Origin of the sequence: Streptomyces mirabilis, from assembly GCF_018310535.1 — a bacterium.
Lineage (GTDB): Bacteria > Actinomycetota > Actinomycetes > Streptomycetales > Streptomycetaceae > Streptomyces.
The window spans coordinates 4,444,917-4,471,170 of record NZ_CP074102.1; the positions used below are offsets into that span (position 1 = coordinate 4,444,917).

The window sequence follows — 26,254 nt, forward strand, 5'->3', positions numbered from 1 at the left end:
TCTACGACTGGTAGGGGTTGTACGCGGGGTACGGCGTCGCCGGGGCGGGATACGGCGTCGTCGCACCGGTGGGGTACGGGGGCGCGCCGGCGGGGTTCGCCTGGCCGGGCACCGGCGCGTAGCCGTACCCGGGCCACGGCGGCGGTACCTGAGGCGGCACGGGTAGGGCCGGGGCCGCCGTGTGGGCCGCGTACGCGAGGGAGGGGCGGGCGACCTCCCGGCGGCGCCACAGCTCGTGCAGCAACTCCCGCTCCCGTACGACGAAGTCGGCGTTGGCGCGGCCACTGCGCCCCCGGTGCCGCAGAAACGCCAGCGAGGTCGCGTAGGCCTCGTACTGCGCGACCGAGCGCGCCGCCGCCTTGCCGAAGTGGTGGGCGGCGTACTCGCGGGCCAGCCGCCGCGCCCGCATCGAGCCGAGCACGTACGGCTCGGGCGGGGTGAGCCACCCGGCCGCCGCGTACGCCGGAAGTTCGGTCCGTACGGTCTTCAGCTCCCGCTGCCGCGTCCAGATGACGAGGAAGGTGAGCAGGCCGAACGCGGGCACCATGAACGCCCCGTACACCGCGTAGAAGCCGTACTCCCCGAAGTTCGACGAGCCGTTCCACGTGGAGTGCATGCCCATCGCGAGCAGCAGTCCGGTCAGGGGCAGCAGGACGCGGCGCACGTGCTGGCGCTCGGCGGACAGGGCCGCGATGCCGAAGCCGATGCCGGTGAGCACGGTGAACAGGGGGTGCGCGAAGGGCGACATCACGACGCGGACGAAGAAGGTGGCGGCGGTGACGGAGGCCAGGCCGCGGTCACCGTTGAGCTGGTCCGTGCCGAAGGCGGTGCCGAGATAGAGGATGTTCTCGGTGAAGGCGAAGCCGGTGGCGGTGACTCCGGCTATGACGACCCCGTCGACGATCCCCGTGAAGTCCCGGCGGCGGAAGAGGAACACCAGGAGCACGGCGGCGGCTTTCGCGGACTCCTCCACGATCGGCGCTATGACGGTCGCGCCGAGGGTGTCGGCGCTGGTCGGGTCGGCGGTGGCGGTCGCTATCCATTTGGTCGCGAAACTGTTGGCGACGATCGCTATCAGCGCCGCCGCGCAGGCGCCCCACGCGAAGGCGAAGAGCAGGTTGCGCCAGGGGCCGGGCTCCACCCGGTCCAGCCAGCGGAACGCGGCGACGAGGAGCGGCACGGGCAGCACGGCGAGGCCGAGCCCGACCAGGAAACCCTCGGTGCCGGTCTGTTGGCGGACCAGGGCCAGGATGACGAGGCCGGAGAGCGCGAGCAGGGTGATCAGCGCGCCGTAGCGCACCCACTTCCGCTGCCACCAGTGCGCGTGCCGCAGCGCACCGTCGGCCGGCCCACCGGTGGGACCGCCGGGAGACGTCGGGTACGGGGGGAAGGTGGCCACGGCATTGACCCTAACGAGGGAGGGGCGCTGCCCGCGACGGCGCCTGGTGGTGTTCGTCCGCGGGTCTTCAGTCGCCGGATGTGTCCTGGTCTCGGTGCTGTACGCGCCGGAACAGGAGGTCGTTCACCACATGACCCTTCTCCAGTCCCTGACCCTCGAAACGGGTCAGCGGCCGGAAGTCCGGACGAGGCGCGTAACCGCCGTCCGGCTGGGTGTTCTCGAAGTCCGGGTGTGCGCTCAGCACTTCCAGCATCTGCTCGGCATACGGCTCCCAGTCGGTCGCGCAGTGCACGAGGGCGCCGGGCCTGAGGCGGGTCGCGGCGAGGCTGAGGAACTCCGGCTGGATCAGCCGCCGCTTGTGGTGCCGCTTCTTGGGCCATGGATCGGGAAAGAACACGCGCAGCCCGCTCAGGGAATCCGGCGTGAGCATCTCCCTGAGCAGAATGATCGCGTCGCCGTTGCCGACGCGGACATTGGTGAGCCCGTTCTGGTCCGCGAGATTGAGCAGGTTGCCCTGCCCCGGCGTGTGCACGTCGACGGCAAGGATCCCCGTCTTCGGGTCCTCCGCCGCCATCCGCGCGGTGGCCTCGCCCATCCCGAACCCGATCTCCAGCACGACGGGCCGCTCGCCCCCGAACAACTCGGAGAGATCGATCACCCGCTGCCCGTCGATGTCGAGCCCCCACTTGGGCCACAGCCGCTGCAGCGCGTCCGCCTGGCCCGTGGTGACCCGGCTGCGCCGCGGCTGGAAACTCCGGATGCGCCGCTCGAAGTGCGATCCGGCGGGGTCGGCCTTCGGACCATCGGGGAACCGGGGCTCCCCCTTGGCCCGGGCACGCCGATAGGGCTCACCTCCGGCGACGGAGCTGGACCGGGGCTCTTCGGGGGAGTCAATGGAGTCAGACACAGTGAAGCGATTTTACGGCGCCCCGGGAGCAGCCTCCTGCCCCCTCACCCCCGCCAAGGGCGCGAGCTCTGTTACACCGGCCGACCGGGGCTTTCAGGGGCGCGGGGAACTGCGCGACCAGCCCCCACCGGCCCGCGGACGAAGAACCCACCGGGCCCGGCCCGTCACCCCGTCACGTCCCCGCCAGCACCCCCAGCGCCCTGCGCGCGATCTCACGCCCGATAGGGAGCGACGCCGTGGCGGCGGGCGACGGCGCGTTCAGGACGTGTACGGTCCGCGGGCCCTCCTCGATGAGGAAGTCGTCCACCAGGGTGCCGTCCCTCAGGACGGCCTGGGCCCGGACACCCGCCGAGGCCGGGATCAGGTCGTCCGGCGTCACCGCCGGCAGCAGCCGCCGCACCGCGCCGGTGAACGCCGCCTTGGACACCGACCGCCGCAGCTCACCCGCCCCGTACCGCCAGTGCCGCCGCGCCATCCGCCAGGAACCGGGCCACGCCACGGCCGCACCCACCTCACGGGGCCGGACGACCCCCCACCCGTACCCCTCCCGGGCGAGCGCGGGCACCGCGTTGGGCCCGATGTGGACGTCTCCGTCGACCCCCCGGGTGAGATGCACACCGAGGAAGGGGAAGGCGGGGTCGGGGACCGGGTAGACCAGGCCGTGGACCAGCTCGGGGCGCGCCAGGGAGTAGTACTCGCCGCGGAAGGGGATGATCCGCATGCCGGGTTCGTCCCCGGCCAGGCGTGCGATCTCGTCGCAGTGCAGCCCGGCGCAGTTGACCAGCACCCGTCCCCGCACGATCGCCCCGTCCGCCGTACGGACGGCGACACCGAGTGCGGGCCGGCGGTCGATGCGGACGACCTGCGCCCCGTACCGGATCTCCGCCCCGGAGGACTCGGCGAGCTGCCGGGCCACGGCGACGAAGTCGCACACCCCCGTCGTGCCGACGTGGATCGCGGCGAGCCCGCGCACCTGCGGCTCGTACTCCGCTATCTGGGCGGGGCCCAGCTCCCGCACCGGAATCCCGTTCTCCCGGCCGCGCTGCACGAGCCCGTGCAGACGGGGCAGCTCCGCCTTCTCCGTGGCGACGATCAGCTTTCCGGTGACCGCGTGCGCGATGTCGTACTCCGCGCAGAACTTCACCATCTCGGCGGCGCCCCGCACGGCGTACCGCGCCTTCAGCGAGCCGGGCCGGTAGTAGATCCCGCTGTGGATCACCCCGCTGTTGCGCCCCGTCTGATGACGGGCGGGGCCCCGCTCCTTCTCCAGCACCGTCACCCGCGTGCCCGGCGCGGCGCGCGTGATCGCGTACGCCGTCGCCAGGCCGACGATCCCGCCGCCGATCACCAGCACATCGCAGTCATAAGCGACCCGCACCTGTTCCACCTCCCGGCTTCAAGAGTGCACTGCGCCACTGACAACGCCCTCAAACCCGCGAAGCGCCGGAAGCAGTTCCCCGAGCCCCGCAGGGGCGCGAGGAACTGCGCGACCAGCCACAAACGACCCGCGGCCGAACCACCCGCGGTCGTACCGGTCCTCCAGCGGAGCGACTACGCCGGGGCCATCAGCAGCGGCCGCGCCCGCTCCCTCAGCTCCACCACACGCGGTTCGTCGCCGTAGGGCTCCAGACGGTGCAGAAGGTCCTTCACGTACTCCGTCGTGCGCGCGGAGGAAATCCGCCCGGCGACCTCCACCGCCCGTACGCCCTGCTCGCATGCCGCGTCGAGATTGCCCGACTCGAGCTCGGCGACCGCCGACACCACCAGTCGCAGGCCGTGGGAGCGTACGAACTCCTCCGTCGGCTTCGACAGCGCCTGCTCGGTGAAGCGGCGCACCTGGCGCGGCGCCTTCAGGTCGCGGTAGCACTCGGCCGCGTCGGCCGCGAAACGGTCGTACGAGTAGAAGCCGAGCCAGCTCGGGTCGTGGTCGCCGTCCCGGGCCCGCTCCAGCCAGCCCTCGGCGGCCTTCAGGGCCCCGCCGGCCGCCTGGGCGTCACCCGCGCGCGCATGGGCGCGTGCCTCGACGAGGCGGAAGAAGCTCATGGTGCGGGCGGTGGCGAGCCCCCGGTTGCGCTCCAGGGCGGCCTGGGCGAGGTCGACGCCCTCGTCGCCGAAGCCGCGGTAGGTCGCCTGGAGGGACATGGAGGCCAGTACGTAGCCTCCCAGGGGGACGTCGGCGGCGGCTCGGGCCAGGCGCAGGGCCTGGATGTAGTAGCGCTGGGCGGCCTCCTGCTGGCCCGTGTCGAAGGCCATCCAGCCCGCCAGGCGGGTCAGCTCGGCACTCGCCCCGAAGAGAGCTCTGCCCACTTCGTCGGAGTAGGCGCCGAGCAGCAGCGGTGCCGCCTCGACCCGCAGACATTCCGGCACCATCGACGAACGCCAGTCGCCACCTCCGTACTTGGAGTCCCAGCGCCTGGCGTCCTCTGCTGCCTCGCGGAGCTTCTGCACATCGCTGTGGCCGACTTTCAGTGGTGCCCCGGAGCCCTCGGAAGGGTTCACGTCCCGCGCCACCGAACTGTCGGCCGGGGTTATCAGCCACCGTGAGGCGGGAGTCGCGTAAGCGCTCACTGCGAAGGATCCCGCCAGGGACTGCCAGATGCCGCCGCTGCCGGCCCGGCGGCCGGCGAGGTCGAGGCGGTACAGCTCGGTGGCCGACCGCACCGCCTGCCCGACGTCACGGGGGAAGGCGAGGCCCACTTCGGGCGCGGGATCCGCGTCCGCCAGGCCGATCTCGTGGAGCGGCACCGGGCGGCCGAGCTTCTGACCGATGGCGGCCGCGATGAGATGCGGCGCCGCACCCTGCGGCACCATTCCCTTCGACACCCAGCGCGCCACCGACGTCTTGTCGTAGCGAAGAGTCAACCCGCGTTGGGCGCCAAGATCGTTGACGCGCCGCGCGAGTCCTGCGTTGCTGATTCCCGCGAGGGCGAGAACGGCGCCGAGTTTTTCGTTCGGCCCGCGTTGCTCCCTGGACATGCGCCACCCCTCGACACAGACGGCTGCCGCGCTGGCATAACCATGCGGCATTCGTAAACCCAGCGTAGTTCGCCGCATCCCAAGCGTTAAGGGGCGTTGTTCCGGATGGCGGGATTGTGGTCCGTACGGAAGTACGGACGGTTGCATCGTGCTCCCGCTGTGTGGCTGTGCGCCCGTCCGTGCGCTCTTCTCCGGCCACCGGGGGAGCGCTTCCATGGATCACGCGTGGGTCGGCCCGCTGTACTGGATCCAGTGGGCTGGGGGACACCGCCGCCTACATCCCCGCGGGCGGCGGACCGGTCCGGGAGGCGAACTCCGCCTCCCGGACTGTGCGTTGTCGGAGCGGTGTGCAGGTCCTGTACGGAGCGTGTGCGCGCCTGTCCGCCCGCAGCCGATTTGGCCGAAAATCGACGGTGGCCTTTGCGGGCAAATAGCGCTCCTACCACGCCACTTGAGGGCGCATGAGGTGCTTTCGGGGAGCGTATCGGGGGCGCATTCGCGTCGCCGATCCACCCCCTCCCACTCGCCGTTCCCGGTGAATCTCTCGTGATCGCCTTGCTTCGGGCGGGTGTTCGCATCTGCTTCGGATCGGCTTTGCAGCGGCCTCCCAACGGCGCGAACGTATTCGCGGGGGCGCATTCCAGGGGGCGCAAGCCGCCGCAGGGGCCCTCCCGTTCGCGGTCTTCGTGGCAGCATGGAGCCGAGTTCGTACGGTGCACTGGTTGTCCACAGCCTGTGGAGGCGTCGATGCGGTGGTTGGTGGGGTGGAGCAGTACCGCCGCCAGAGCGCCCGAGATCGGCTTGGCGGGCGCCACCGGAAGCGACGGCGAGACCGTGCACCCGGTGGGCTCCCAACTCCTGTGGGGCGACCCCGATCCGCTCTGGGCGGTCGGCGACTGGCGCCCCGACGAGGTCCGCGTCATCAAGGCCGACGCGCAGAACCGGATCGCCGTCCTCGGCACCTGCGGGGCGAGCGACGAAGAACTCAAGGTCGGCCTCTTCGCCGCGCGCGGCGGCGCACTGCGCCACCTCACCGCCTGGTCCGGCAGCTACACCGCCGTCGTCCAGGTCGGCCGCCGCACCACCGTCGCGGGCGACCTCGCGGGCGCGCGGCCCGTCTTCCACACCCCCTGGGCGGGCGGTACGGCCTACGCGACCGCCGCCCTGCCACTGGCCGACCTCATCGAGGCCAACCTCGACTTCGGGCACCTGGCGGCCCTGCTCGCCGCCCCCGACGTACCGGCCGCGGTCCACGACTCGACCCCGTACGACGGCGTACGACGCATTCCGCCGGGGCACGCGCTGATCCTGCGCGCGGGTGCCCGAGAGGTCGCCGGCTACGAGCCCGTCGCCTCCCTCGCCGTCGCCGCGCCCACCGCGGACCCCGACAGCGCGGTGGACGGCGTCCGGGACGCCCTCGTGGAGGCGGTACGCGCGCGCCTCGCCGCTCCCCGGCACGTACCCGGGACCGACATCGACCCCGGGCCCGTACCCGGGATGGGGCCCGCGGAGCGGCGCGCGGCGCGCGGGATGCCCGTACCGGGAATCGGGGCCGACCTCTCCGGAGGGCCCGCCTCCGGGACGCTGGCCCTGCTCGCGGCGGGGCTGCCGGGGGCGCCCGGCACGGTCCTTGGGCACGGCACGGGCGCCGGTGAGCGGCTCCTCGCCGTCACCTTCAACGACCTCGCCGTCCGCGGACGGGAGGCCGAGGTGGAGCGGGCCGGGACGCTCGCCGCGAACCCCCGGCTGCACCATGTGGTCGTCGCCGGGGGCGAGGAGACGCTTCCGTACGCCGACCTGGAGGGCCCGCTGACGGACGAGCCGGGGCCGTCGCTGGTGACGGCGGCGCGGCACCGTGCGCGGCTGTCCTCCGGCAGCGCGGACCACTTCACGGGATACGGGGCCCGGCAGGTCCTGGACGCGCACCCCGCGCGGCTGGCCGACCTGCTGATGGACCGCAAGAGACGCCATCTGGTCCGGCCCGTCGCCGCGTTGGCGAAGGCGGACGGTTCCGTCATGGTTCCCGCGCGCGTGTACGGCGCCGCGCGCAAACTCGCCCGTACGCCGTACCGGACCGGCGTCGACGTCCTCGCCGACCGGCTGCTGCACCGTCGCTTCGACGAACCGGGAGGCGCGGTGGGTGCGTCACTCGCTGCGCTCACCTGGGCCAGGCCTGGTCCCGCGGCGCGTTGGCTGACCGGTGAGGCGCTGGCTGAAGTATCGGTTCGCCTACAAGGAGCCGCAGGTCGGACGGGGGCGGTCGGTCCCGGGCAGCGGCCCGGTGACTTCCGCGCCCGGGCGGCGCTCGCGCGCCACGCCGCCGATCTTCGCGTCCTGGAGCAGGCCGCCGAGATTCGCTTCCAGCGGCTGCACGCGCCGTTCCTGGACAACCAGGTCGTCCGCGCGTGCCGTGAGTTGCCGGAGGCGCTGCGGGTCCAGCCCGGGGCGCGCGCGGCGATCCTGCGGACCGTCCTGGAGGGCGCAGGGGTGGCCGATCTGCCGCCCGGCTGGGGCGCGCCGTCGCACGCGTCCTCGGCGGCGGCAGCGCGGACGGGGTTGCGGGTGGCCGCGGATTCCCTGATCGCCTTGTTCGACACTCCTCTGCTGGCGCAGGCGGGGCTCGTCGAGGCACGGGTCGTCCGCAAGGCCCTGCGGGCGGCCGCGGCGGGGGAGCCGCTGCCGCTGGACGGGCTGGCGGATCTGGTCTCCCTGGAACTGTGGCTGCGCCGCCTGCTGGCCCGCCGCGGCACCTGCTGGACTGGCACACCCGCCCGCCAACGGGCCGTACCCGCGGGGATCGTGCCGCAGGGGCGGGCGTTGGGGGCGGGGGCCGGGGGACGGGGCTAGCGGTCGGGTCGCCCCTGGCTCGTGTCTGGGCGAACCTGGGCGTAGGCCCGCCGGGGAAAGCCTCGGCCCTACGCACCGGGCGAGGTGAGAATAGGCGGGTGCGGTACAGAATCCTGGGGGTCGCCCAGGCGGAGGATGATCAGGGGGCCCCGGTCGCGCTGGGCGGCCCCCGGGTACGCGCCTTGCTCACGGCGCTCGCCCGACGAGCGGACCGCACGACCGCCCCCCAGACCCTGATCGACGAGGTATGGGCGGACGACCCCCCACTGGACGCCCCGGCGGCGTTGCAGGCCCTGGTCGGCCGCCTGCGCCGGGCGATCGGCAAGGACGCGGTCGCCTCGGAGACGGGCGGCTACCGGTTGCGGGCGACCAAGGACGACGTGGACCTGTTCGTCTTCGAGCGGCAGGTACGAGAGGGCAAGGCCGCCCTCGACCGCGGCGACGCGTCCACCGCCGCCCACACCCTGCGCGACGCCGTCGCCCTGTGGCACGGCCCGGCCCTCGCGGACCTCCCCGACCGGGAGGCCGCCACCCGCCCGGACGCGCTCCGCCTGGAGGCGACGCGCACCCGCATCGGCGCGGACCTGCGACTGGGCCGCGCCCCCGACGTCGTACCGGAGTTGAAGGAGCTGACAACCGCCCACCCGTACGACGAGGCCCTGCACGTCCTGCTCATCCGCGCACTGCGCGACGCGGGCCGCGGCGCGGACGCGCTGGCCGCGTACGAAGGGGTGCGCCGCGCCCTCCAGGAGGGCCTGGGTGCGGATCCCGGCGGGGAACTGCGGAGACTGCACGCGGAGTTGCTCACCCCGGCGGGAGCGGGCGGGCCGGGGCCCATACCCGTACGTGCCGACCATCGCGTACGGCGGGAAGGGGACGGGGCGGAGGCGGCCGCCTCCGGCGGTCGGCGCGTCGACACCGCCTCCTCCGACTCCTCCGAAGAGCGACCGACCCCGCACCCGACCGAGGACGGACACCTCCACCCACGCCTCGACCCCGAACGCACCGGCAACCTCCGCCCCCGCCTGAACTCCTTCGTCGGCCGGGAACCCGAACTCGACGCGATCCGTTCGGATGTGCAGAGGGCACGCCTGGTCACGCTGACCGGACCGGGCGGTTCGGGAAAGACCCGCCTCGCCGAGGAAGCCGCCGCCGGGCTCCCGCAGGCCTGGCTGGTCGAGCTGGCCCCGCTCGACCGGCCCGAGGCGGTCCCGGGCGCGGTGGTCAGCGCCCTCGGTCTGCGCGAGACCGTGTTGATGACCCACGAGATGGCGATGGTCGGCCAGGACGACCCGCTCGGCCTGCTCGTCGAGTACTGCGCCCCGCGCAGCCAGCTCCTGATCCTTGACAACTGCGAGCACGTCATCGGCGCGGCCGCCGAACTCGCCGAGACCCTGCTCACCCGCTGCCCGGGGCTCACCATCCTCGCCACCAGCCGTGAACCCCTCGGCGTCCCCGGCGAGCTGGTGCGCCCGGTCGAGCCCCTGCCGCCCGACCCCGCGCGCCGGCTGTTCATGGAGCGCGCGGCGGCCGTACGTCCCGACGCCGACGCCGCGCTCCACGACTCCGAGGCGGTGGACGAGATCTGCCGACGGCTCGACGGCCTGCCCCTGGCCATCGAGCTGGCCGCCGCGCGCCTGCGACTGCTGACACCCCGCCAGATCGCCGACCGGCTCGACGACCGCTTCCGGCTGCTCACCTCCGGAAGCCGCACGGTGCTGCCCCGCCAGCAGACCCTGCGCGCCGTCGTCGACTGGTCCTGGGACCTGCTCGACGAACGGGAGCGGGCCGTGCTGTGCGAGGCGTCCGTCTTCGCGGGCGGCTGGGACCTCACGGCCGCCGAAGCCGTCTGCACCGGTGCGATCACCGGTCCGGTCGCCGGTGGCGTGGCCGAACTCGTCGGGGCGCTCGTCGACAAGTCATTGATCGTCGCGACCCCGTCCGCCGCCCCTTGCGACGAGGACGGCGTCGGCGGCGGCATGCGGTACCGCATGTTGGAGACGATCCACGAGTACGCCACCGAGCGCGCCGCCGAAGTCCCCGAGCTGCGCGCCGCCGCCGAGCGGCACCACCGCGCGTGGGCGCGTGACCTCGTCGAGGAGGCCGAGCCGCTGCTGCGCTCCGCCGCGCAGCTGCCCTGGATCCACCGCCTGGAGACAGAGCTCGACAACATCCGGGCGGCCCTGCACCGCGCGATCGTCGCCGGTGCGGAGGAGGACGCCGGCGCGATCGTCCTCGCCATGGGCTGGTTCTGGTGGCTGCGCAACTTCCGCCGCGAAGGCGGGGAATGGACGGACCGCCTGCTGCGGCTGGGCGCGACGCTCGACGCGAGGGGCGTCGTGTCCGAGGCGAACCGGTCGTACGGCGGGGAGGGTGGCGACGGTGGCGACGGGTGCGAGGGCCGTGACGGTGGCGGCGGTGGTGTCCTCTTCGCCGACCTGGACCGTTTCGATCCGCTGGCAGCCTTCCTCGCCACCCCGGACCACGAGGAGTCCCATCCGCTGCACGGAATGCGGATGCGGGCGCGCATGCTGCACCTGTTCATGCTGGTGGAGACCGATCCGTTGGACGCAGGGGCGTATCCGTGGATTCCGGAGTACATCGTGCGGGTGCGGGACTTCTTCGAGAAGGGCGGTCCGGACGCGGCGACCATGCCGGGCATCGTCTGGCCGTTGACCGCCTTCTTCCTGAGCGGTTGGCACGACGTGCGTCCGTCGATGGACGCGGCGCTCGCCAACTGCCGAGCGTACGGCGGGGAGTGGGAGATCGGCGTCACCCTGATGTTCCGTACGCACATGGTCGTCGACGCCCCGGGCGGCATGCAGGGCGTGGACGACGACCTCGCGGAGCTGCGGGTGCTCAGCCGGCGCGTGGGCGACCGCTGGGTGCGCGCCCAGGTGTGCAGCGCCGCGGGGGAGGCGGCCATGGCGCGCGGTCTCTACGACGAGGCCAAGGGCGAGTACGAGGAGGCATTGCGGCTGGCCTTCGAGGTCGGCGCGTACGCCGAGACGCCCTTCCTCATGGCGCGGCTGGCCGAGCTCGCCTACCGCGCGGGCGAGCGCTCGCAGGCGCTGACCGCTCTGGACGAGGCGAACGCCGCGGCCGAGCGGTACAGCATCACGGACTCCGGCGCCTTCGTCCGTCTGCTCCGCGCCCAGCTGGCCCTGGACGACGGAGAGGTCGCCTTCGCGCGCGAACAGTGGGAGCAGGCGTGCGAGATGACCGCCCGCGGCACCCCGCCGCCGCAGTTCATGGCGGCGCTGAACTGGGTCGAGGCGCTCGTGACGGCCGCCGAGTCCGGTCCGGAGCCCGGCCTGCGCAAGATGGTCGACGCGTTGGCCACGGCGGTGACGGGGCGGTGCGCCGACGTGGTGACGGCGAGCTTCGTCGAGAGTGCGGCGGGCCTGCTGTCCGAGCTCGGCGACCATCCCCGAGCGGCCCGTCTGCTCGCCGCCGGTACTTCCTGGCGCGGCGGTCTTCCCCGTCCCATCCAGGAGCGCACCGGCGCCGAGCGCACGGAGACCGCCGCGCGTGCCGCTCTCGGTCCCGTCCGCCATGAGTCCGAGCGGACGACGGGGGCGGGCTTCACCCAGGCCGACGCCCTGCGGGAGCTCGCGGAGGCGCTGAAGGAATACGAGTAAGGGTTACGAGTAAGGAGTACGAGTAGGCGGCGAGGGAGTGCCGCACCTCACTTCGACGCGCCTCACCGGCACTGGAACGTGGACTCCGCCCAGTCCGCCAGGGCCACCGCGTCGAATCTCGTGTGCGGTTCGACGGCCAGCCGAATCGTTTTGCGGCCGTTGAGGCTCACATGCACGGGGATCGCGGGGTCGCCGCCCTTGACCAGTGGCGACTGCCACAGGCGAGCTCCGTCGGCGTACACGGAGAAGCTCACCTGGCCGAGGCCCAGCGTCAGGTCGTCCACGCCGACCAGCGCGTCGTACGCCGAGCAACTGCGGTTGAGGTCGATGGTGACCGAGGACTCGCCGTGCACGGTCACGCCGTGGGTGTACCGCTGACCCGCGATCGACACCCCCCACCGCTGCCACACCCAACTGCTCTCGCCGAGCCGCATCTCGGGCTTGGTGTGGTCACCGGTGACGCCGTACTTCAACTCGTTCCACTGGTAGACGACCGGTGCGGGAGGCGGCGGCGGGGTGGGCGTCGGAGTGGGAGTCGGAGTAGGGGTGGGCTTCGGATTCGCCCGCGTCGGGGTGGGGGACGGCGTGGGCGTGGGCGTGGGCTTCAGGGTGGGCCGGGGAGTGGGAGTCGGGGTCGGGCTGGGCGTCGGTGCGGGGGCCATCACCGGGGACTGTGGCGCGGGCTTCTTCGACGGAGTCGGCGTCGGCTGCGGCTGTGGCGCTTCGACCACCGGCGAGGTCGCCGGCGGCTTGGCCTCGGGCTTCTTGACCGGGCTGCCGTTGCCGACGAGGGCGAGTGCCACCGCCGCCGCGGCCACCGCGACGACTCCCGCCGCGATACCGGCCTTGACCGGCGCGCCGAGCCCCTGGGAGGCGGCCGCGCCGCCCCCGGCGCTCGCCCCGCCCGAGCCGCCGCTCGCCGCCGCGGCCCCCACCGCTCCGGCCGCGCCCGCTCCGGCGCCACCGGCGATGAGCGCGACGGCCTTCGCGTACCCGGCGGCACCGAACCAACCGATGACCGCGACCGGCACGACCGCGGGGATCCCGCTGGCGACTTCCTTGATCTGGCCCGCGGCCAGCCGGCACTTGGCGCACTCCTCCAGGTGCTTGCGCAGTCCGCGCTCGGCCCGGGTGCGCAGGCCGCCCCGGGCGTAGGCGCCGAGCCGGTCGGCGTAGCGCGCGCACTCGTCGTCCATGGTGAGCGTGATGCTGACGTGTGCCTGGAGGTAGGCCTGCTTGAGGCCCTCGCGGGCGCGGCTGGCCAGGACGCGGGTGCCGTTGGCGTCGAGCCCGAAGAGCGTGGCGACCTCGCTCGGGGACTCGTCCTCGACCTCCGTGTGCCACAGCACGGCCTGCCAGCGCTCCGGCAGCGACCGGAACGCTTGCATGGCCATGGACTGCTCGGCCTCGTGCATCGCCCGTACGTCGGCGCCCAGGTCCAGCGTGTCGTCGTCGGACACCTCGGAGGTGCGGGAGGACTGCGCGGCGAACACCGCGAAGTCGTCGACCAGTTGCTCTCGCTTCGCGGACTTCGTCCAGCTCGCGGCGACGCGGCGGACCGTGGTGAGCAGATACGCGCGTACGGCGTGCTCGGGGCCGTGGCCGCGCCGGACCGCCTGGAGCATGCGGGCGAACACCTCGGCGGTGAGGTCGTCCGCGGTGTACGCGTCCCGGCAGCAGGTGCGGGCATAGCGACGGACGGCTTCGGCGTGACGGCGGTACAACTCCTCGTACGCCGTGTCGTCGCCCGCGCGCATCCGCCCGATCAGATCGGCGTCGGAGGGCGGCAGCTCGATCGGGGGCGGCAGGACGTTCCCGCCGTCCCGCCGGTCGAACCGGTCGCGCTGCGCCGGAACACTGGGGTCCCTTGGAGCGCCCGAAGCGCCTGAACCACCCGATGCGCCTGAAACACCCGGCGTACCCGAGGGTTCCGAGGTGATGCCCGACGGGCCGCCCTGGCTCGGTACCTGCCGCGAGGGCGACCCGCCGGCCTCCGCGCCACCGTCACCGAGTGACTCGTCCCGCCCGTCAACGCTCATCGCGGAAAGCCCCCGCCTGCACACTCGGACCCGAATACCGGGACAGAGTGTCACACGCTTCAGGGGCGGAACCCCACCGCACGGACCAACCACTCGTCCGTGGGGACTTGCCACACGACAGCACTAGTGGTCACTCGTTTGGGGAATAGTCAATAAACGCCCCCCATAAGGCAGTTGCGTTATGGCCGGAATGTGCGGACCCCGAGCTCCGTCCCCTCGGACTCCGTCACCCCGGCCACCGTCACGCCGGCCGCGAGCGCAGCCCCTCCAGCAGGATGTCCAGCAGTCGGGCCGAGGCCGCGGCCTGCTGGGCGGCATCCGGCAGCGAGGGCGCCGCCGTGGCTATGACCAGCAGTACGTCCGCCACGGTCACGTCCGCCCGCAGCTCGCCCGCCGCGCGGGCCCGATCCACCAGCCGGCCCACCACGTCGAGCAGCGCGGCCGCACCGGCGTCGTCGGCCACCGCGGCCATGGCCTCCTCCTCGGGCGACGACCGCTGCCCGACGAGCCGGAGCTCGGGGGCGAGCTGGGACCGCTGCTGCGGCACCCGCGCCTCGTCCGCCGAGGGCCCCTCCTCCGCGACGCCGACCCGCAGCACCTGCGGCGGCAGCAGCCGCCCGGCACCCGAGGCCACCGACGTACGCAGGAAGCGCGAGAGTGCCGACCACGGCTCGTCCTCCTGACCGAGCGCCGCGCGCGCCTGGTCGGTCAGCCGGGAGGTCTCCTCCTCGGCTATCCGACGGACCAGGACGTCCTTGCTCGGGAAGCGCCGGTACACCGTGCCGACGCCGACCCGGGCGCGCCGCGCCACGTCCTCCATCGGCGCGCCGTACCCCAGCTCGCCGAAGACCTCGCGCGCCGCGCGCAGTACGTGCTCCAGATTGCGCTGTGCGTCCACCCGTAGCGGCGTCGTCCGCGATCCGTCGACCGGACCGCGGCCATTGCCGCCCGTTGCCGCGCCGACCGTGCCACCGGACGCGATGGCAGACGCGGAAGACCAATGAGCATCCTGAATGTGCATAAGCGTTCCCCCGGTAATGACGTCTCCCCCCGGAGACTCTCCCCGCCATTGGAAGCCGGAGCGTGCGGAACAAGCTTGATTCACGAACCCGTCGTGCGGACTCGTCGAGCGCATCCCCCTACACCCCGTCGACACACGAACATAGTTGAGTGGGGGTCAATTCAGAAGGGGCAGGTTCCGCACGGAGCGCCCCCCGATCGGAGTACGGGTCGGTTACCTCCCGATTACGCCCCCTCCGAACCCCTCGAGCACCCCCGCTGACCTGCGCACTCTTCCCACACTCCGGCAAACCGGCCAACCCCTCGGGCCCCCGGCCGTCGGTCACACAAATTGTCGAGCCTGTGGACAAACTCAAGAGCGGGGTGCGTCATGGGATGGTGAAGGAACCTGTGCGCATTCTCATCGTCGGCGGCGGCTACGTCGGGATGTACACCGCCCTGCGCCTCCAGCGAAGGTTGAAGCCGGAACTGAATCGGGGCGAGGTCGAGATCACCGTCGTCTCCCCCGACCCCTATATGACTTATCAGCCGTTCCTTCCCGAGGCCGCCGCGGGCCTGATCTCGCCGCGCCACGTGGTGGTCCCGCTGCGCAGGGTCCTCGACGGGTGCCGGATCCTGGTCGGCGAGGCCCACAGCATCGACCACGCCAAGCGCACCGCGACGCTCAGCACGCTCGCCACCGCCGAGGAGGGCGCGGGCACGGAACAGATCACGTACGACGAACTCGTCCTCGCCCCCGGCTCGGTCTCACGTGCCCTCCCGATCCCCGGACTCGCCGACTACGCCATCGGCTTCAAGACCATCGAGGAAGCCATCGGGCTGCGCAACCACGTCATCGAGCAGATGGACATCGCCTCCTCCACCCGGGACCCCGCGATCCGTGACGCCGCCCTGACCTTCGTCTTCGTGGGAGGCGGTTACGCGGGCGTGGAGGCGCTCGGCGAACTCGAGGACATGGCCCGCTACGCCGCCCGCTACTACCACAACGTCAACGCCGACGACATGAAGTGGATCCTCGTCGAGGCCTCGAACCGCATCCTTCCCGAGGTCGGCGAGGAGATGGGCAAGTACACGGTCACCCAGCTGCGCCGCCGCAACATCGACGTACGCCTCGAGACCCGCCTCGACTCCTGCGCGGACCGGATCGCCGTCCTCAGCGACGGCGCCCGCTTCCCCACGCGCACGATCGTGTGGACCGCCGGCGTGAAACCGCACCCGATCCTGGCCGCCAGCGACCTCCCCCTCAACGAGCGCGGCCGCCTCAAGTGCACCCCCGAGCTGACCGTCGACGGCGCCCCACACGCCTGGGCCGCGGGAGACGCCGCCGCCGTCCCCGACGTCACCGCCGAGGAGCCCGGCAAGGAGACCGCGCCCAACGCCCAGCACGCGGTGCGCCAGGCCGGGGTCCTCGGCGACAACATCGCGCACTCCCTGCGCGACGAGCCCCTGGAGACGTACTCCCACAAGTACGTCGGCTCGGTCGCGTCCCTCGGGCTGCACAAGGGTGTCGCACACGTCTATGGGCGCAAGCTGAAGGGCTATCCTGCCTGGTTCATGCACCGCGTCTACCACCTGAGCAGGGTCCCGACCTTCAACCGCAAGGCCCGCGTGCTCGCCGAATGGACCTTGGCGGGGCTCTTCAAGAGGGAGATCGTGTCCCTCGGATCGCTCGAACATCCTCGAGCGGAGTTCGAACTCGCGGCCGGTGGAAAGCATCCCATCGACCCGAAGCTCGACCCGAAGGGGTCGTCCTGACCGGACCCAGGAACTCCACCGATCAGGCAGGCGTCTGACGGATGTCGGTCCGGTCGGCCAGACTGGTCCCGACCTTGGGCGGGCCGACGGTTCGCTCATCGCACCCACAGGCTTCTTCCCCAGCGCCGCATTTCCCGGGTTCCGATCAGGGAGGCAGCGCTCCAGTGGCTCCGGCCGCGGGCCGGACCCCCGGCCGGATCCGGAGCCGACCGGAGACGACAATCACGAGGCAAGGATTCGGTGAACTTCACCCGCTGGAGCGCCCGGCTCCCCGGAACGCAGCGCCGCGCCGCGGCGCGAACCGAACACACGGCCTCCCCGGACCGTCGAGGCGAGGGCTCCGTGCCCGCGGCCCGCGCCGAGCAGCTGACCGACGACGCGCCACCCGTCCCCGCCGTCGACGACCTGCCCGTGCGCGAGGTCCTCGACCGCGTCCCGGCCCTCGTCGCCCTCGTGCACGGCCACGACCACCGCGTGGCGTACGTCAACGACGCCTATGTGGCGGCCTTCGGCGCCCGACCCGTCGGCGAACCCGCACGCGAGGCGCTGCCCGAGCTCGCGGAGATCGGCCTGCTCCCGCTCCTCGACCAGGTGCTGCGCAGCGCCAAGCCGCGCACGGTCAAGTCCCGCAAAGCACCCGGCGGCCGCTCGTACACCTTCACCTGCACGCCTGTCGACGCCACCCCGGACGGCCAGGACGGCGGCGTACTCGTCTTCGCCACCGACGTCACCGACCACGCCGAGGCCGCCGAGCGACTGCGCGCCAGCGAGCGCCGTCAGCGCGAGACCGCCGTCACCCTCCAGCGCTCCCTGCTCCCCCAGGAGCTGGAAGAACCCGACGACCTGCGCGTCGCCGCCACCTACCAGCCCGGCGGCACCGAGGCCGCGGTCGGCGGCGACTGGTACGACGTGATCACCCTCGGCGGCGGACGCACCGCACTCGTCATCGGCGACGTGATGGGCCGCGGAGTGCGGGCCGCGGCCGTCATGGGGCAACTGCGCACCGCCGTACGCGCGTACGCCCGCCTCGACCTGCCCCCGCACGAGGTCCTGCAACTCCTCGACGGACTCGCCACGGAGATCGACGCCAACCAGATCGCCACCTGTGCGTACGCCGTCCACGACCCCAATGAGGGGCGGCTCGTCTACGCCTCCGCGGGCCACCTCCCGATCCTCGTCCGCGACGAGCACGGCACCGTGGTCCGCGCCGACGAACCCACCGGGCCGCCGCTCGGCACCGGCGGCTGGATGCATGCCTCCGGCTCGGTCCCGCTGGGACCCGGCTCCACGGCCGTCCTCTACACCGACGGCCTGGTCGAGCGCCGCGACGAGGACCTCGACGAGGGGATCGCGTCCCTGGAGCGCGCCCTCGCGGGGGCGACGGGCACTCCCCAGGTCGTCTGCGACCGCCTCGTGCGCTCCGCGGGCGTCACTGCCGACCACGACGACGACGTAGCCGTCCTTGTCCTCCAGCACCCCGCCCGTACGGGCCCCGACGGCGAGCTCTTCCGCAACGCGGCCCTGGAGCTGCTGGGCGGGGTGGAAGCGGCTCCCCGCGCGCGTGCCTTCGCCTCCGGCGTGCTGACGAGTTGGCGTTTCCCGTCCGACCTCCATGACCTCGGCGTCCTCGCCACCAGCGAACTGGTCGCCAACTCCCTCCAGCACGGCACCCCGCCGATGCGCCTCCGGCTGCGCCGTACCGACCGCCGCCTCATCATCGAGGTCACCGACGGCGACGACCATCTGCCGCGGCGGCGTCGCGCCGAGCCCGCCGACGAGGCCGGGCGCGGTATCGCGATCGTCGCGACGATCGCTTCCGGTTGGGGGTCGCGGCGTACACCCGGGGGAGGGAAGGCGGTCTGGTGCGAGTTCGCCCTCCCACGCACCGTCGGCTGACCCCTGCCCCCAGGTGTGTTCCTCGAGAAACAGGAAACGGCTGCCACCACGGTGAAACGTGGTGGCAGCCGTCGTGCGAACGTCGAACAGACCACAGTCAGGCGCTTGCCCGTACCGGCTCCGCAGGAGCCGCCCCGCCCTGAGCCACCACCCGGCTCTTCGCCAGCCACGGCTGGTTCTGTACGGGGCTGAGCTGCCGCCCGAGCCGCAGCGCCAGGAACGTGATGCCGAGGGAGAAGAGCAGGAACGTCACGACGTACGGACCGTGCAGCGAGGCCCCCATCGGACCGCCCACCGCCGGACCGACGGCCAGCGCGAGCTGCTTCACCAGGGCGAAGGCGGAGTTGTACTGGCCGGCCAGTCCCGTCGGCGCGAGATCCGCGACCAGCGGGGCGACCGTCGGCGACAGCATCGCCTCGCCGAGTCCGAACAGCGCGTAGGTCGAGACGAACGCCGCCGTGGCCATCGTCCGGCTGCCGTGTCCGAGCCCCGCGTACCCGGCGGTCAGCCACGCCACGGCCCAGATGAGGCCCACCGCCGCGATCACCCGCGACCGCTTCCGGCGTTCGACGAACTTCAGCACCGCGAACTGCGCCACCACGATCATCGCCGTGTTCGCCGCCATCGCCGTACCGAGCGCGGAGGTCGAGATCCCGGCCGCCTCGACGCCGTACGCGGACAGCCCCGACTCGAACTGCCCGTAGCAGGCGAAGAACAGCACGAAGCCCAGCACGGACAGCTGCACCATGGCCCGGTTGCCCAGCAGCTGCTTCCAGCTGCCACCCTCGGCCTGCGGCGTGTCTCCCTTGATCCGCGGCGCGTGCGGCACCCGTACGGTCGCCATGATCACGACCAGCACCAGGAACATCGCCGCTTCGATCGCGAACAGCAGCGTGAACGAACTCGCGCGGGTCGTGTCGACGATGTGGCCGCCGATCAGGCCACCCACGCCGAGCCCGAGATTCTGCAGGAAGAACTGCGTCGCGAAGGCGCGCGACCGCGTGTCCGCCGTCGAGCAGTCCACGATCATCGTCGCCAGCGCCGGCTGCATGACCGCTTGTCCCGCACCGAGCGCCGCCGCCGACAGCAGTACGGCCGTGGCGTTGCTCGCGAGCCCCAGGCTCAGCGCCCCGAAGGCGGCGGTGACCAGGGCGGTGAGCAGGACCGGCAGTGGGCCGCGCAGGACGATGGCCCGCCCGGCGAACGGCAGCACCACGAGAGCGGCCACGGCGAAGACGGCAAGCACGAGGCCCGCCGTCATGGAGCCGAGTCCCCGTACCTGCGCCACATAGACATAGAGGAAGGGGACGGTAAAGCCGAGCCCGAACGCTCCGAGTGCGTTGCCCACGTGGATCCGGCGCATCGCTGCGCCCATCGCCCTGGTCACTTTCACCTGCCTTGGTAGTGAAGCTTCGGCGTGCATGGATGCAGACCTGAAGACTTCGAAGCTAAAGTTAGATGTTGAACTGTACAGCTTGAAGGACTTCAACGCCAAGCGAGCCCGTGCGATACTTCGGACATGGGCGACACCCCCGGCCTCACTGCGCCGACAACCGAGCCGACACTCGACGAACAGATCGCCGCCTACCAGCGCGAGTTCCGGGACCTCGACCCCCAGGTCGAGAAGATCGTGGCGGCCCTCGGCCGCCTCAACCGCCGTATGAACGTCGCCTACGGCCGTCAGACCGCCACCCTCGGCATCAGCAACGCCGAGTGGGAGGTCCTCAAGGCCCTCGTCCTTTCGGGGGAGCCCTACCGGATGGGACCCAGCGACCTCGCCAAGCGGCTCGGCCTGACCCCGGCCGCGATGACCCACCGCATCGACCGGATGGTCGCGGAGGGTCTGGTCACCCGGGAGCGCGACGAGTCGAACCGTGTCCGCGTGATCGTGGAGCTCACGGACGAGGGGCGCGAGAAGTGGCTGGAGGCCATGCGCCTCGCCACGGTCTTCGAGGAGGACCTCCTCCAGGACCTGTCCGCCGACGAGCGTGGTGTCCTCGGCGAAGTTCTGACGCGTCTTCTACGACGCGTGGAGCACGCCCAGCCCGACGCGGGCGGCCGGCTCAGCGACCTCGAATAAAAGATCTTGACAGGGATGGTTGACATCACCCTGCTGGATCCGTAAGGTTCTTCGAGTTGCCACGGGGCCGTAACGGTTCTGCGGTAACACCTCCGCCGCGGTAGCGGCACCCAAACCACCAGCACGATCTCCCAGACGGGTGAATTCGGTGTGCCCGAATTCAATTCGATTGGGGCGCGGCGGTCCGATTAGGAACTGCCGAGAGGATCCGCTAAAGTTTGGGACGTCGGAACGGCCCAACAGCCGGGAAGGCAAGCCCCACTGACTGGGAATCAGGCCCGAAAGGATCTGATAGAGTCGGAACCGCCGGAAAGGGAAACGCGAGAGCGGGAACCTGGAAAGCACCGAGGAAATCGGATCGGGAAACGGTCTGATAGAGTCGGAAACGCAAGAACAAAGCAAGACCGAAGGGAAGCGCCCGGAGGAAAGCCCGAGAGGGTGAGTACAAAGGAAGCGTCCGTTCCTTGAGAACTCAACAGCGTGCCAAAAATCAACGCCAGATATGTTGATACCCCGTCTCCGGCCGATCGGCTGGGACGAGGTTCCTTTGAAAAAGTCCTGCCGGGCACTGTCCGGTAGGCGCACAGCGAGGACGCTGTGAACCGAGGGGATTATTCCTCTCCTTGGTTCCGCTCTCGTGGTGTCGTCCCGATTACGGGAAAACATTCACGGAGAGTTTGATCCTGGCTCAGGACGAACGCTGGCGGCGTGCTTAACACATGCAAGTCGAACGATGAAGCCCTTCGGGGTGGATTAGTGGCGAACGGGTGAGTAACACGTGGGCAATCTGCCCTTCACTCTGGGACAAGCCCTGGAAACGGGGTCTAATACCGGATAACACCTGCCCGGGCATCCGGGTGGGTTAAAAGCTCCGGCGGTGAAGGATGAGCCCGCGGCCTATCAGCTTGTTGGTGAGGTAGTGGCTCACCAAGGCGACGACGGGTAGCCGGCCTGAGAGGGCGACCGGCCACACTGGGACTGAGACACGGCCCAGACTCCTACGGGAGGCAGCAGTGGGGAATATTGCACAATGGGCGAAAGCCTGATGCAGCGACGCCGCGTGAGGGATGACGGCCTTCGGGTTGTAAACCTCTTTCAGCAGGGAAGAAGCGAAAGTGACGGTACCTGCAGAAGAAGCGCCGGCTAACTACGTGCCAGCAGCCGCGGTAATACGTAGGGCGCAAGCGTTGTCCGGAATTATTGGGCGTAAAGAGCTCGTAGGCGGCTTGTCACGTCGGGTGTGAAAGCCCGGGGCTTAACCCCGGGTCTGCATTCGATACGGGCTAGCTAGAGTGTGGTAGGGGAGATCGGAATTCCTGGTGTAGCGGTGAAATGCGCAGATATCAGGAGGAACACCGGTGGCGAAGGCGGATCTCTGGGCCATTACTGACGCTGAGGAGCGAAAGCGTGGGGAGCGAACAGGATTAGATACCCTGGTAGTCCACGCCGTAAACGGTGGGAACTAGGTGTTGGCGACATTCCACGTCGTCGGTGCCGCAGCTAACGCATTAAGTTCCCCGCCTGGGGAGTACGGCCGCAAGGCTAAAACTCAAAGGAATTGACGGGGGCCCGCACAAGCAGCGGAGCATGTGGCTTAATTCGACGCAACGCGAAGAACCTTACCAAGGCTTGACATACACCGGAAACGGCCAGAGATGGTCGCCCCCTTGTGGTCGGTGTACAGGTGGTGCATGGCTGTCGTCAGCTCGTGTCGTGAGATGTTGGGTTAAGTCCCGCAACGAGCGCAACCCTTGTTCTGTGTTGCCAGCATGCCCTTCGGGGTGATGGGGACTCACAGGAGACTGCCGGGGTCAACTCGGAGGAAGGTGGGGACGACGTCAAGTCATCATGCCCCTTATGTCTTGGGCTGCACACGTGCTACAATGGCAGGTACAATGAGCTGCGAAGCCGTGAGGCGGAGCGAATCTCAAAAAGCCTGTCTCAGTTCGGATTGGGGTCTGCAACTCGACCCCATGAAGTCGGAGTTGCTAGTAATCGCAGATCAGCATTGCTGCGGTGAATACGTTCCCGGGCCTTGTACACACCGCCCGTCACGTCACGAAAGTCGGTAACACCCGAAGCCGGTGGCCCAACCCCTTGTGGGAGGGAGCTGTCGAAGGTGGGACTGGCGATTGGGACGAAGTCGTAACAAGGTAGCCGTACCGGAAGGTGCGGCTGGATCACCTCCTTTCTAAGGAGCATCTAGGCCGCCAAGCTTGCTTGGTGGTCCAGGGCCATTACGTCGGCACACGTTCGACGGTGGTTGCTCATGGGTGGAACGTTGATTATTCGGCATCTTCAGTCATCTCAGGCTGTGAGTACTGCTCTTCGGGGCGTGGAAAGCTGATCATGAGTGGCGGGGGTGTCGGGCACGCTGTTGGGTGTCTGAGGGTACGGCCGATTGTTGGCTGCCTTCAGTGCCGGCCCCAGTGAACTCCGGTGGTAACCGGGGGTGATGGGTGGTTGGTCGTTGTTTGAGAACTGCACAGTGGACGCGAGCATCTGTGGCCAAGTTTTTAAGGGCGCACGGTGGATGCCTTGGCACCAGGAACCGATGAAGGACGTGGGAGGCCACGATAGTCCCCGGGGAGTCGTCAACCAGGCTTTGATCCGGGGGTTTCCGAATGGGGAAACCCGGCAGTCGTCATGGGCTGTCACCCTTGCCTGAACACATAGGGCAAGTGGAGGGAACGCGGGGAAGTGAAACATCTCAGTACCCGCAGGAAGAGAAAACAACCGTGATTCCGGGAGTAGTGGCGAGCGAAACTGGATGAGGCCAAACCATATGCGTGTGAGACCCGGCAGGGGTTGCGTATGTGGGGTTGTGGGATTTCTCTTTCACGGTCTGCCGGCCGTGAGACGAGTCAGAAACCGTTGATGTAGGCGAAGGACATGCGAAAGGTCCGGCGTAGAGGGTAAGACCCCCGTAGTCGAAACGTCAACGGCTCGTTTGAGAAACACCCAAGTAGCACGGGGCCCGAGAAATCCCGTGTGAATCTGGCGGGACCACCCGCTAAGCCTAAATATTCCCTGGTGACCGATAGCGGATAGTACCGTGAGGGAATGGTGAAAAGTACCGCGGGAGCGGAGTGAAATAGTACCTGAAACCGTGTGCCTACAAGCCGTGGGAGCGTCGCGCATTGAGTTTACTCAGTGCGTCGTGACTGCGTGCCTTTTGAAGAATGAGCCTGCGAGTTTGCGGTGTGTTGCGAGGTTAACCCGTGTGGGGAAGCCGTAGCGAAAGCGAGTCCGAATAGGGCGACATAGTAGCGCGCTCAAGACCCGAAGCGGAGTGATCTAGCCATGGGCAGGTTGAAGCGGCTGTAAGAGGTCGTGGAGGACCGAACCCACCAGGGTTGAAAACCTGGGGGATGACCTGTGGTTAGGGGTGAAAGGCCAATCAAACTCCGTGATAGCTGGTTCTCCCCGAAATGCATTTAGGTGCAGCGTCGTGTGTTTCTTGCCGGAGGTAGAGCACTGGATAGGCGATGGGCCCTACCGGGTTACTGACCTTAGCCAAACTCCGAATGCCGGTAAGTGAGAGCGCGGCAGTGAGACTGTGGGGGATAAGCTCCATGGTCGAGAGGGAAACAGCCCAGAGCATCGACTAAGGCCCCTAAGCGTACGCTAAGTGGGAAAGGATGTGGAGTCGCAGAGACAACCAGGAGGTTGGCTTAGAAGCAGCCACCCTTGAAAGAGTGCGTAATAGCTCACTGGTCTAGTGATTCCGCGCCGACAATGTAGCGGGGCTCAAGCGTACCGCCGAAGTCGTGTCATTGCAGCAATACGCCCAACGGCGGCTGTGATGGGTAGGGGAGCGTCGTGTGCCGGGTGAAGCCGCGCCGGAAGGCAGTGGTGGACGGTTCACGAGTGAGAATGCAGGCATGAGTAGCGATACACACGTGAGAAACGTGTGCGCCGATTGACTAAGGGTTCCTGGGTCAAGCTGATCTGCCCAGGGTAAGTCGGGACCTAAGGCGAGGCCGACAGGCGTAGTCGATGGATAACCGGTTGATATTCCGGTACCCGCTGTGAAGCGTCAAACATTGAACCAGGCGATGCTAAGTCCGTGAAGCCGCCCCGGAGCCTTCGGGCAAAGGGGAGTGGTGGAGCCGACGGACCAGACCTGCAGTAGGTGAGTGATGGGGTGACGCAGGAAGGTAGTCCATCCCGGGCGGTGGTTGTCCCGGGGTAAGGGTGTAGGACGTCAGGTAGGTAAATCCGCCTGGCACATAGTCTGAGACCTGATGCCGAGCCGATTGTGGTGAAGTGGATGATCCTATGCTGTCGAGAAAAGCCTCTAGCGAGTTTCATGGCGGCCCGTACCCTAAACCGACTCAGGTGGTCAGGTAGAGAATACCGAGGCGTTCGGGTGAACTATGGTTAAGGAACTCGGCAAAATGCCCCCGTAACTTCGGGAGAAGGGGGGCCATCACCGGTGATGAGTCTTGCACTCTGAGCTGGGGGTGGCCGCAGAGACCAGCGAGAAGCGACTGTTTACTAAAAACACAGGTCCGTGCGAAGCCGTAAGGCGATGTATACGGACTGACGCCTGCCCGGTGCTGGAACGTTAAGGGGACCGGTTAGTCACTCTTCGGGGTGGCGAAGCTGAGAACTTAAGCGCCAGTAAACGGCGGTGGTAACTATAACCATCCTAAGGTAGCGAAATTCCTTGTCGGGTAAGTTCCGACCTGCACGAATGGCGTAACGACTTCTCGACTGTCTCAACCATAGGCCCGGTGAAATTGCACTACGAGTAAAGATGCTCGTTTCGCGCAGCAGGACGGAAAGACCCCGGGACCTTTACTACAGTTTGATATTGGTGTTCGGTTCGGCTTGTGTAGGATAGGTGGGAGACTTTGAAGCGGCAGCGCCAGCTGTTGTGGAGTCGTCGTTGAAATACCACTCTGGTCGTGCTGGATGTCTAACCTGGGTCCGTGATCCGGATCAGGGACAGTGTCTGATGGGTAGTTTAACTGGGGCGGTTGCCTCCTAAAGAGTAACGGAGGCGCCCAAAGGTTCCCTCAGCCTGGTTGGTAATCAGGTGTTGAGTGTAAGTGCACAAGGGAGCTTGACTGTGAGACCGACGGGTCGAGCAGGGACGAAAGTCGGGACTAGTGATCCGGCGGTGGCTTGTGGAAGCGCCGTCGCTCAACGGATAAAAGGTACCCCGGGGATAACAGGCTGATCTTCCCCAAGAGTCCATATCGACGGGATGGTTTGGCACCTCGATGTCGGCTCGTCGCATCCTGGGGCTGGAGTCGGTCCCAAGGGTTGGGCTGTTCGCCCATTAAAGCGGTACGCGAGCTGGGTTTAGAACGTCGTGAGACAGTTCGGTCCCTATCCGCTGTGCGCGTAGGAATATTGAGAAGGGCTGTCCCTAGTACGAGAGGACCGGGACGGACGAACCTCTGGTGTGCCAGTTGTCCTGCCAAGGGCATGGCTGGTTGGCTACGTTCGGGAGGGATAACCGCTGAAAGCATCTAAGCGGGAAGCCTGCTTCGAGATGAGTATTCCCACCCCCTTGAGGGGTTAAGGCTCCCAGTAGACGACTGGGTTGATAGGCCGGATCTGGAAGGCGGGTAACCGCTGGAGGTGACCGGTACTAATAGGCCGAGGGCTTGTCCTCAGTTGCTCGCGTCCACTGTGTTGGTTCTGAAACCACGAACAACCCCATTCCCAGGGCCACTGGGC

Annotated in this window: 12 protein-coding genes and 2 rRNA genes; 7 read left to right on the plus strand and 7 right to left on the minus strand. The window is 69.2% G+C overall.

Annotated features, from left to right (window positions below):
- Position 1: 1 nt before the first annotated feature.
- The 4 genes from SMIR_RS19710 to SMIR_RS19725 all read right to left on the minus strand — a co-directional run bounded on the left by SMIR_RS19710 (position 2) and on the right by SMIR_RS19725 (position 5,282).
- The gene (locus SMIR_RS19710; RefSeq protein WP_168493195.1) at positions 2-1,399 is read right to left on the minus strand and encodes a PrsW family intramembrane metalloprotease; all 1,398 of its coding nucleotides are present in this window, start codon (positions 1,397-1,399) and stop codon (positions 2-4) included.
- A 67-nt stretch (positions 1,400-1,466) separates the two neighbouring features.
- Complete coding sequence (gene trmB, locus SMIR_RS19715; protein ID WP_168493142.1) at positions 1,467-2,306, minus strand: tRNA (guanosine(46)-N7)-methyltransferase TrmB; 840 nt, start codon at positions 2,304-2,306, stop codon at positions 1,467-1,469.
- 172 nt (positions 2,307-2,478) lie between these two features.
- Positions 2,479-3,684, minus strand: a complete 1,206-nt coding sequence (gene lhgD, locus SMIR_RS19720) for an L-2-hydroxyglutarate dehydrogenase (protein WP_422664448.1) — start codon at positions 3,682-3,684, stop codon at positions 2,479-2,481.
- Between the two features lie 173 nt (positions 3,685-3,857).
- Entirely contained in the window at positions 3,858-5,282 is a 1,425-nt protein-coding gene (locus SMIR_RS19725) for an NsdA family TPR-like regulatory protein (protein WP_099921857.1), read from the minus strand.
- A gap of 747 nt (positions 5,283-6,029) precedes the next feature.
- Between SMIR_RS19725 and SMIR_RS19730 the strand changes: the two genes are divergently transcribed.
- Both SMIR_RS19730 and SMIR_RS19735 read left to right on the plus strand, forming a co-directional pair.
- Entirely contained in the window at positions 6,030-8,129 is a 2,100-nt protein-coding gene (locus SMIR_RS19730) for an asparagine synthase-related protein (protein ID WP_212727193.1), read from the plus strand.
- Between the two features lie 98 nt (positions 8,130-8,227).
- Positions 8,228-11,770 (plus strand): AfsR/SARP family transcriptional regulator, encoded by a 3,543-nt coding sequence (locus SMIR_RS19735; protein ID WP_212727194.1) that lies wholly within the window; start codon positions 8,228-8,230, stop codon positions 11,768-11,770.
- A 62-nt stretch (positions 11,771-11,832) separates the two neighbouring features.
- On the opposite strand, the gene SMIR_RS19740 is transcribed toward SMIR_RS19735, so the two are convergent.
- Positions 11,833-13,809 carry a sigma-70 family RNA polymerase sigma factor gene (locus SMIR_RS19740; protein ID WP_168493135.1) on the minus strand — a complete coding sequence of 659 codons (1,977 nt, stop codon included), beginning with the start codon at positions 13,807-13,809 and terminating at the stop codon, positions 11,833-11,835.
- Between the two features lie 241 nt (positions 13,810-14,050).
- Entirely contained in the window at positions 14,051-14,830 is a 780-nt protein-coding gene (locus SMIR_RS19745) for a TetR/AcrR family transcriptional regulator (RefSeq protein ID WP_168493133.1), read from the minus strand.
- Between the two features lie 374 nt (positions 14,831-15,204).
- Here SMIR_RS19745 and SMIR_RS19750 point away from each other — a divergent pair, with 374 nt between their 5' ends.
- Positions 15,205-16,584: an NAD(P)/FAD-dependent oxidoreductase gene (locus SMIR_RS19750; RefSeq protein ID WP_168493131.1), complete on the plus strand. Its 1,380-nt coding sequence runs from the start codon at positions 15,205-15,207 to the stop codon at positions 16,582-16,584.
- A gap of 240 nt (positions 16,585-16,824) precedes the next feature.
- Entirely contained in the window at positions 16,825-18,480 is a 1,656-nt protein-coding gene (locus SMIR_RS19755; protein ID WP_168493129.1) for an ATP-binding SpoIIE family protein phosphatase, read from the plus strand.
- 97 nt (positions 18,481-18,577) lie between these two features.
- On the opposite strand, the gene SMIR_RS19760 is transcribed toward SMIR_RS19755, so the two are convergent.
- Positions 18,578-19,855 (minus strand): MFS transporter, encoded by a 1,278-nt coding sequence (locus tag SMIR_RS19760; protein ID WP_212728377.1) that lies wholly within the window; start codon positions 19,853-19,855, stop codon positions 18,578-18,580.
- A 144-nt stretch (positions 19,856-19,999) separates the two neighbouring features.
- Between SMIR_RS19760 and SMIR_RS19765 the strand changes: the two genes are divergently transcribed.
- The 3 genes from SMIR_RS19765 to SMIR_RS19775 all read left to right on the plus strand — a co-directional run bounded on the left by SMIR_RS19765 (position 20,000) and on the right by SMIR_RS19775 (position 26,189).
- Complete coding sequence (locus tag SMIR_RS19765; RefSeq protein ID WP_168493125.1) at positions 20,000-20,560, plus strand: MarR family winged helix-turn-helix transcriptional regulator; 561 nt, start codon at positions 20,000-20,002, stop codon at positions 20,558-20,560.
- Between the two features lie 665 nt (positions 20,561-21,225).
- Positions 21,226-22,751 (plus strand): 16S ribosomal RNA (locus tag SMIR_RS19770).
- Between the two features lie 315 nt (positions 22,752-23,066).
- A 23S ribosomal RNA gene (locus SMIR_RS19775) occupies positions 23,067-26,189 on the plus strand.
- The 16S and 23S rRNA genes sit together here, the layout of an rRNA operon.
- Positions 26,190-26,254 lie beyond the last annotated feature (65 nt).

Coding starts and splice junctions, on each gene's coding strand:
- SMIR_RS19730 (WP_212727193.1), top strand. CDS start 6,030: ATGCGGTGGTTGGTGGGGTGGAGCAGTACCGCCGCCAGAGCGCCCGAG.
- SMIR_RS19765 (WP_168493125.1), top strand. CDS start 20,000: ATGGGCGACACCCCCGGCCTCACTGCGCCGACAACCGAGCCGACACTC.
- SMIR_RS19750 (WP_168493131.1), top strand. CDS start 15,205: ATGGTGAAGGAACCTGTGCGCATTCTCATCGTCGGCGGCGGCTACGTC.
- SMIR_RS19740 (WP_168493135.1), bottom strand. CDS start 13,809: ATGAGCGTTGACGGGCGGGACGAGTCACTCGGTGACGGTGGCGCGGAG.
- SMIR_RS19725 (WP_099921857.1), bottom strand. CDS start 5,282: ATGTCCAGGGAGCAACGCGGGCCGAACGAAAAACTCGGCGCCGTTCTC.
- SMIR_RS19760 (WP_212728377.1), bottom strand. CDS start 19,855: ATGGGCGCAGCGATGCGCCGGATCCACGTGGGCAACGCACTCGGAGCG.
- SMIR_RS19745 (WP_168493133.1), bottom strand. CDS start 14,830: ATGCACATTCAGGATGCTCATTGGTCTTCCGCGTCTGCCATCGCGTCC.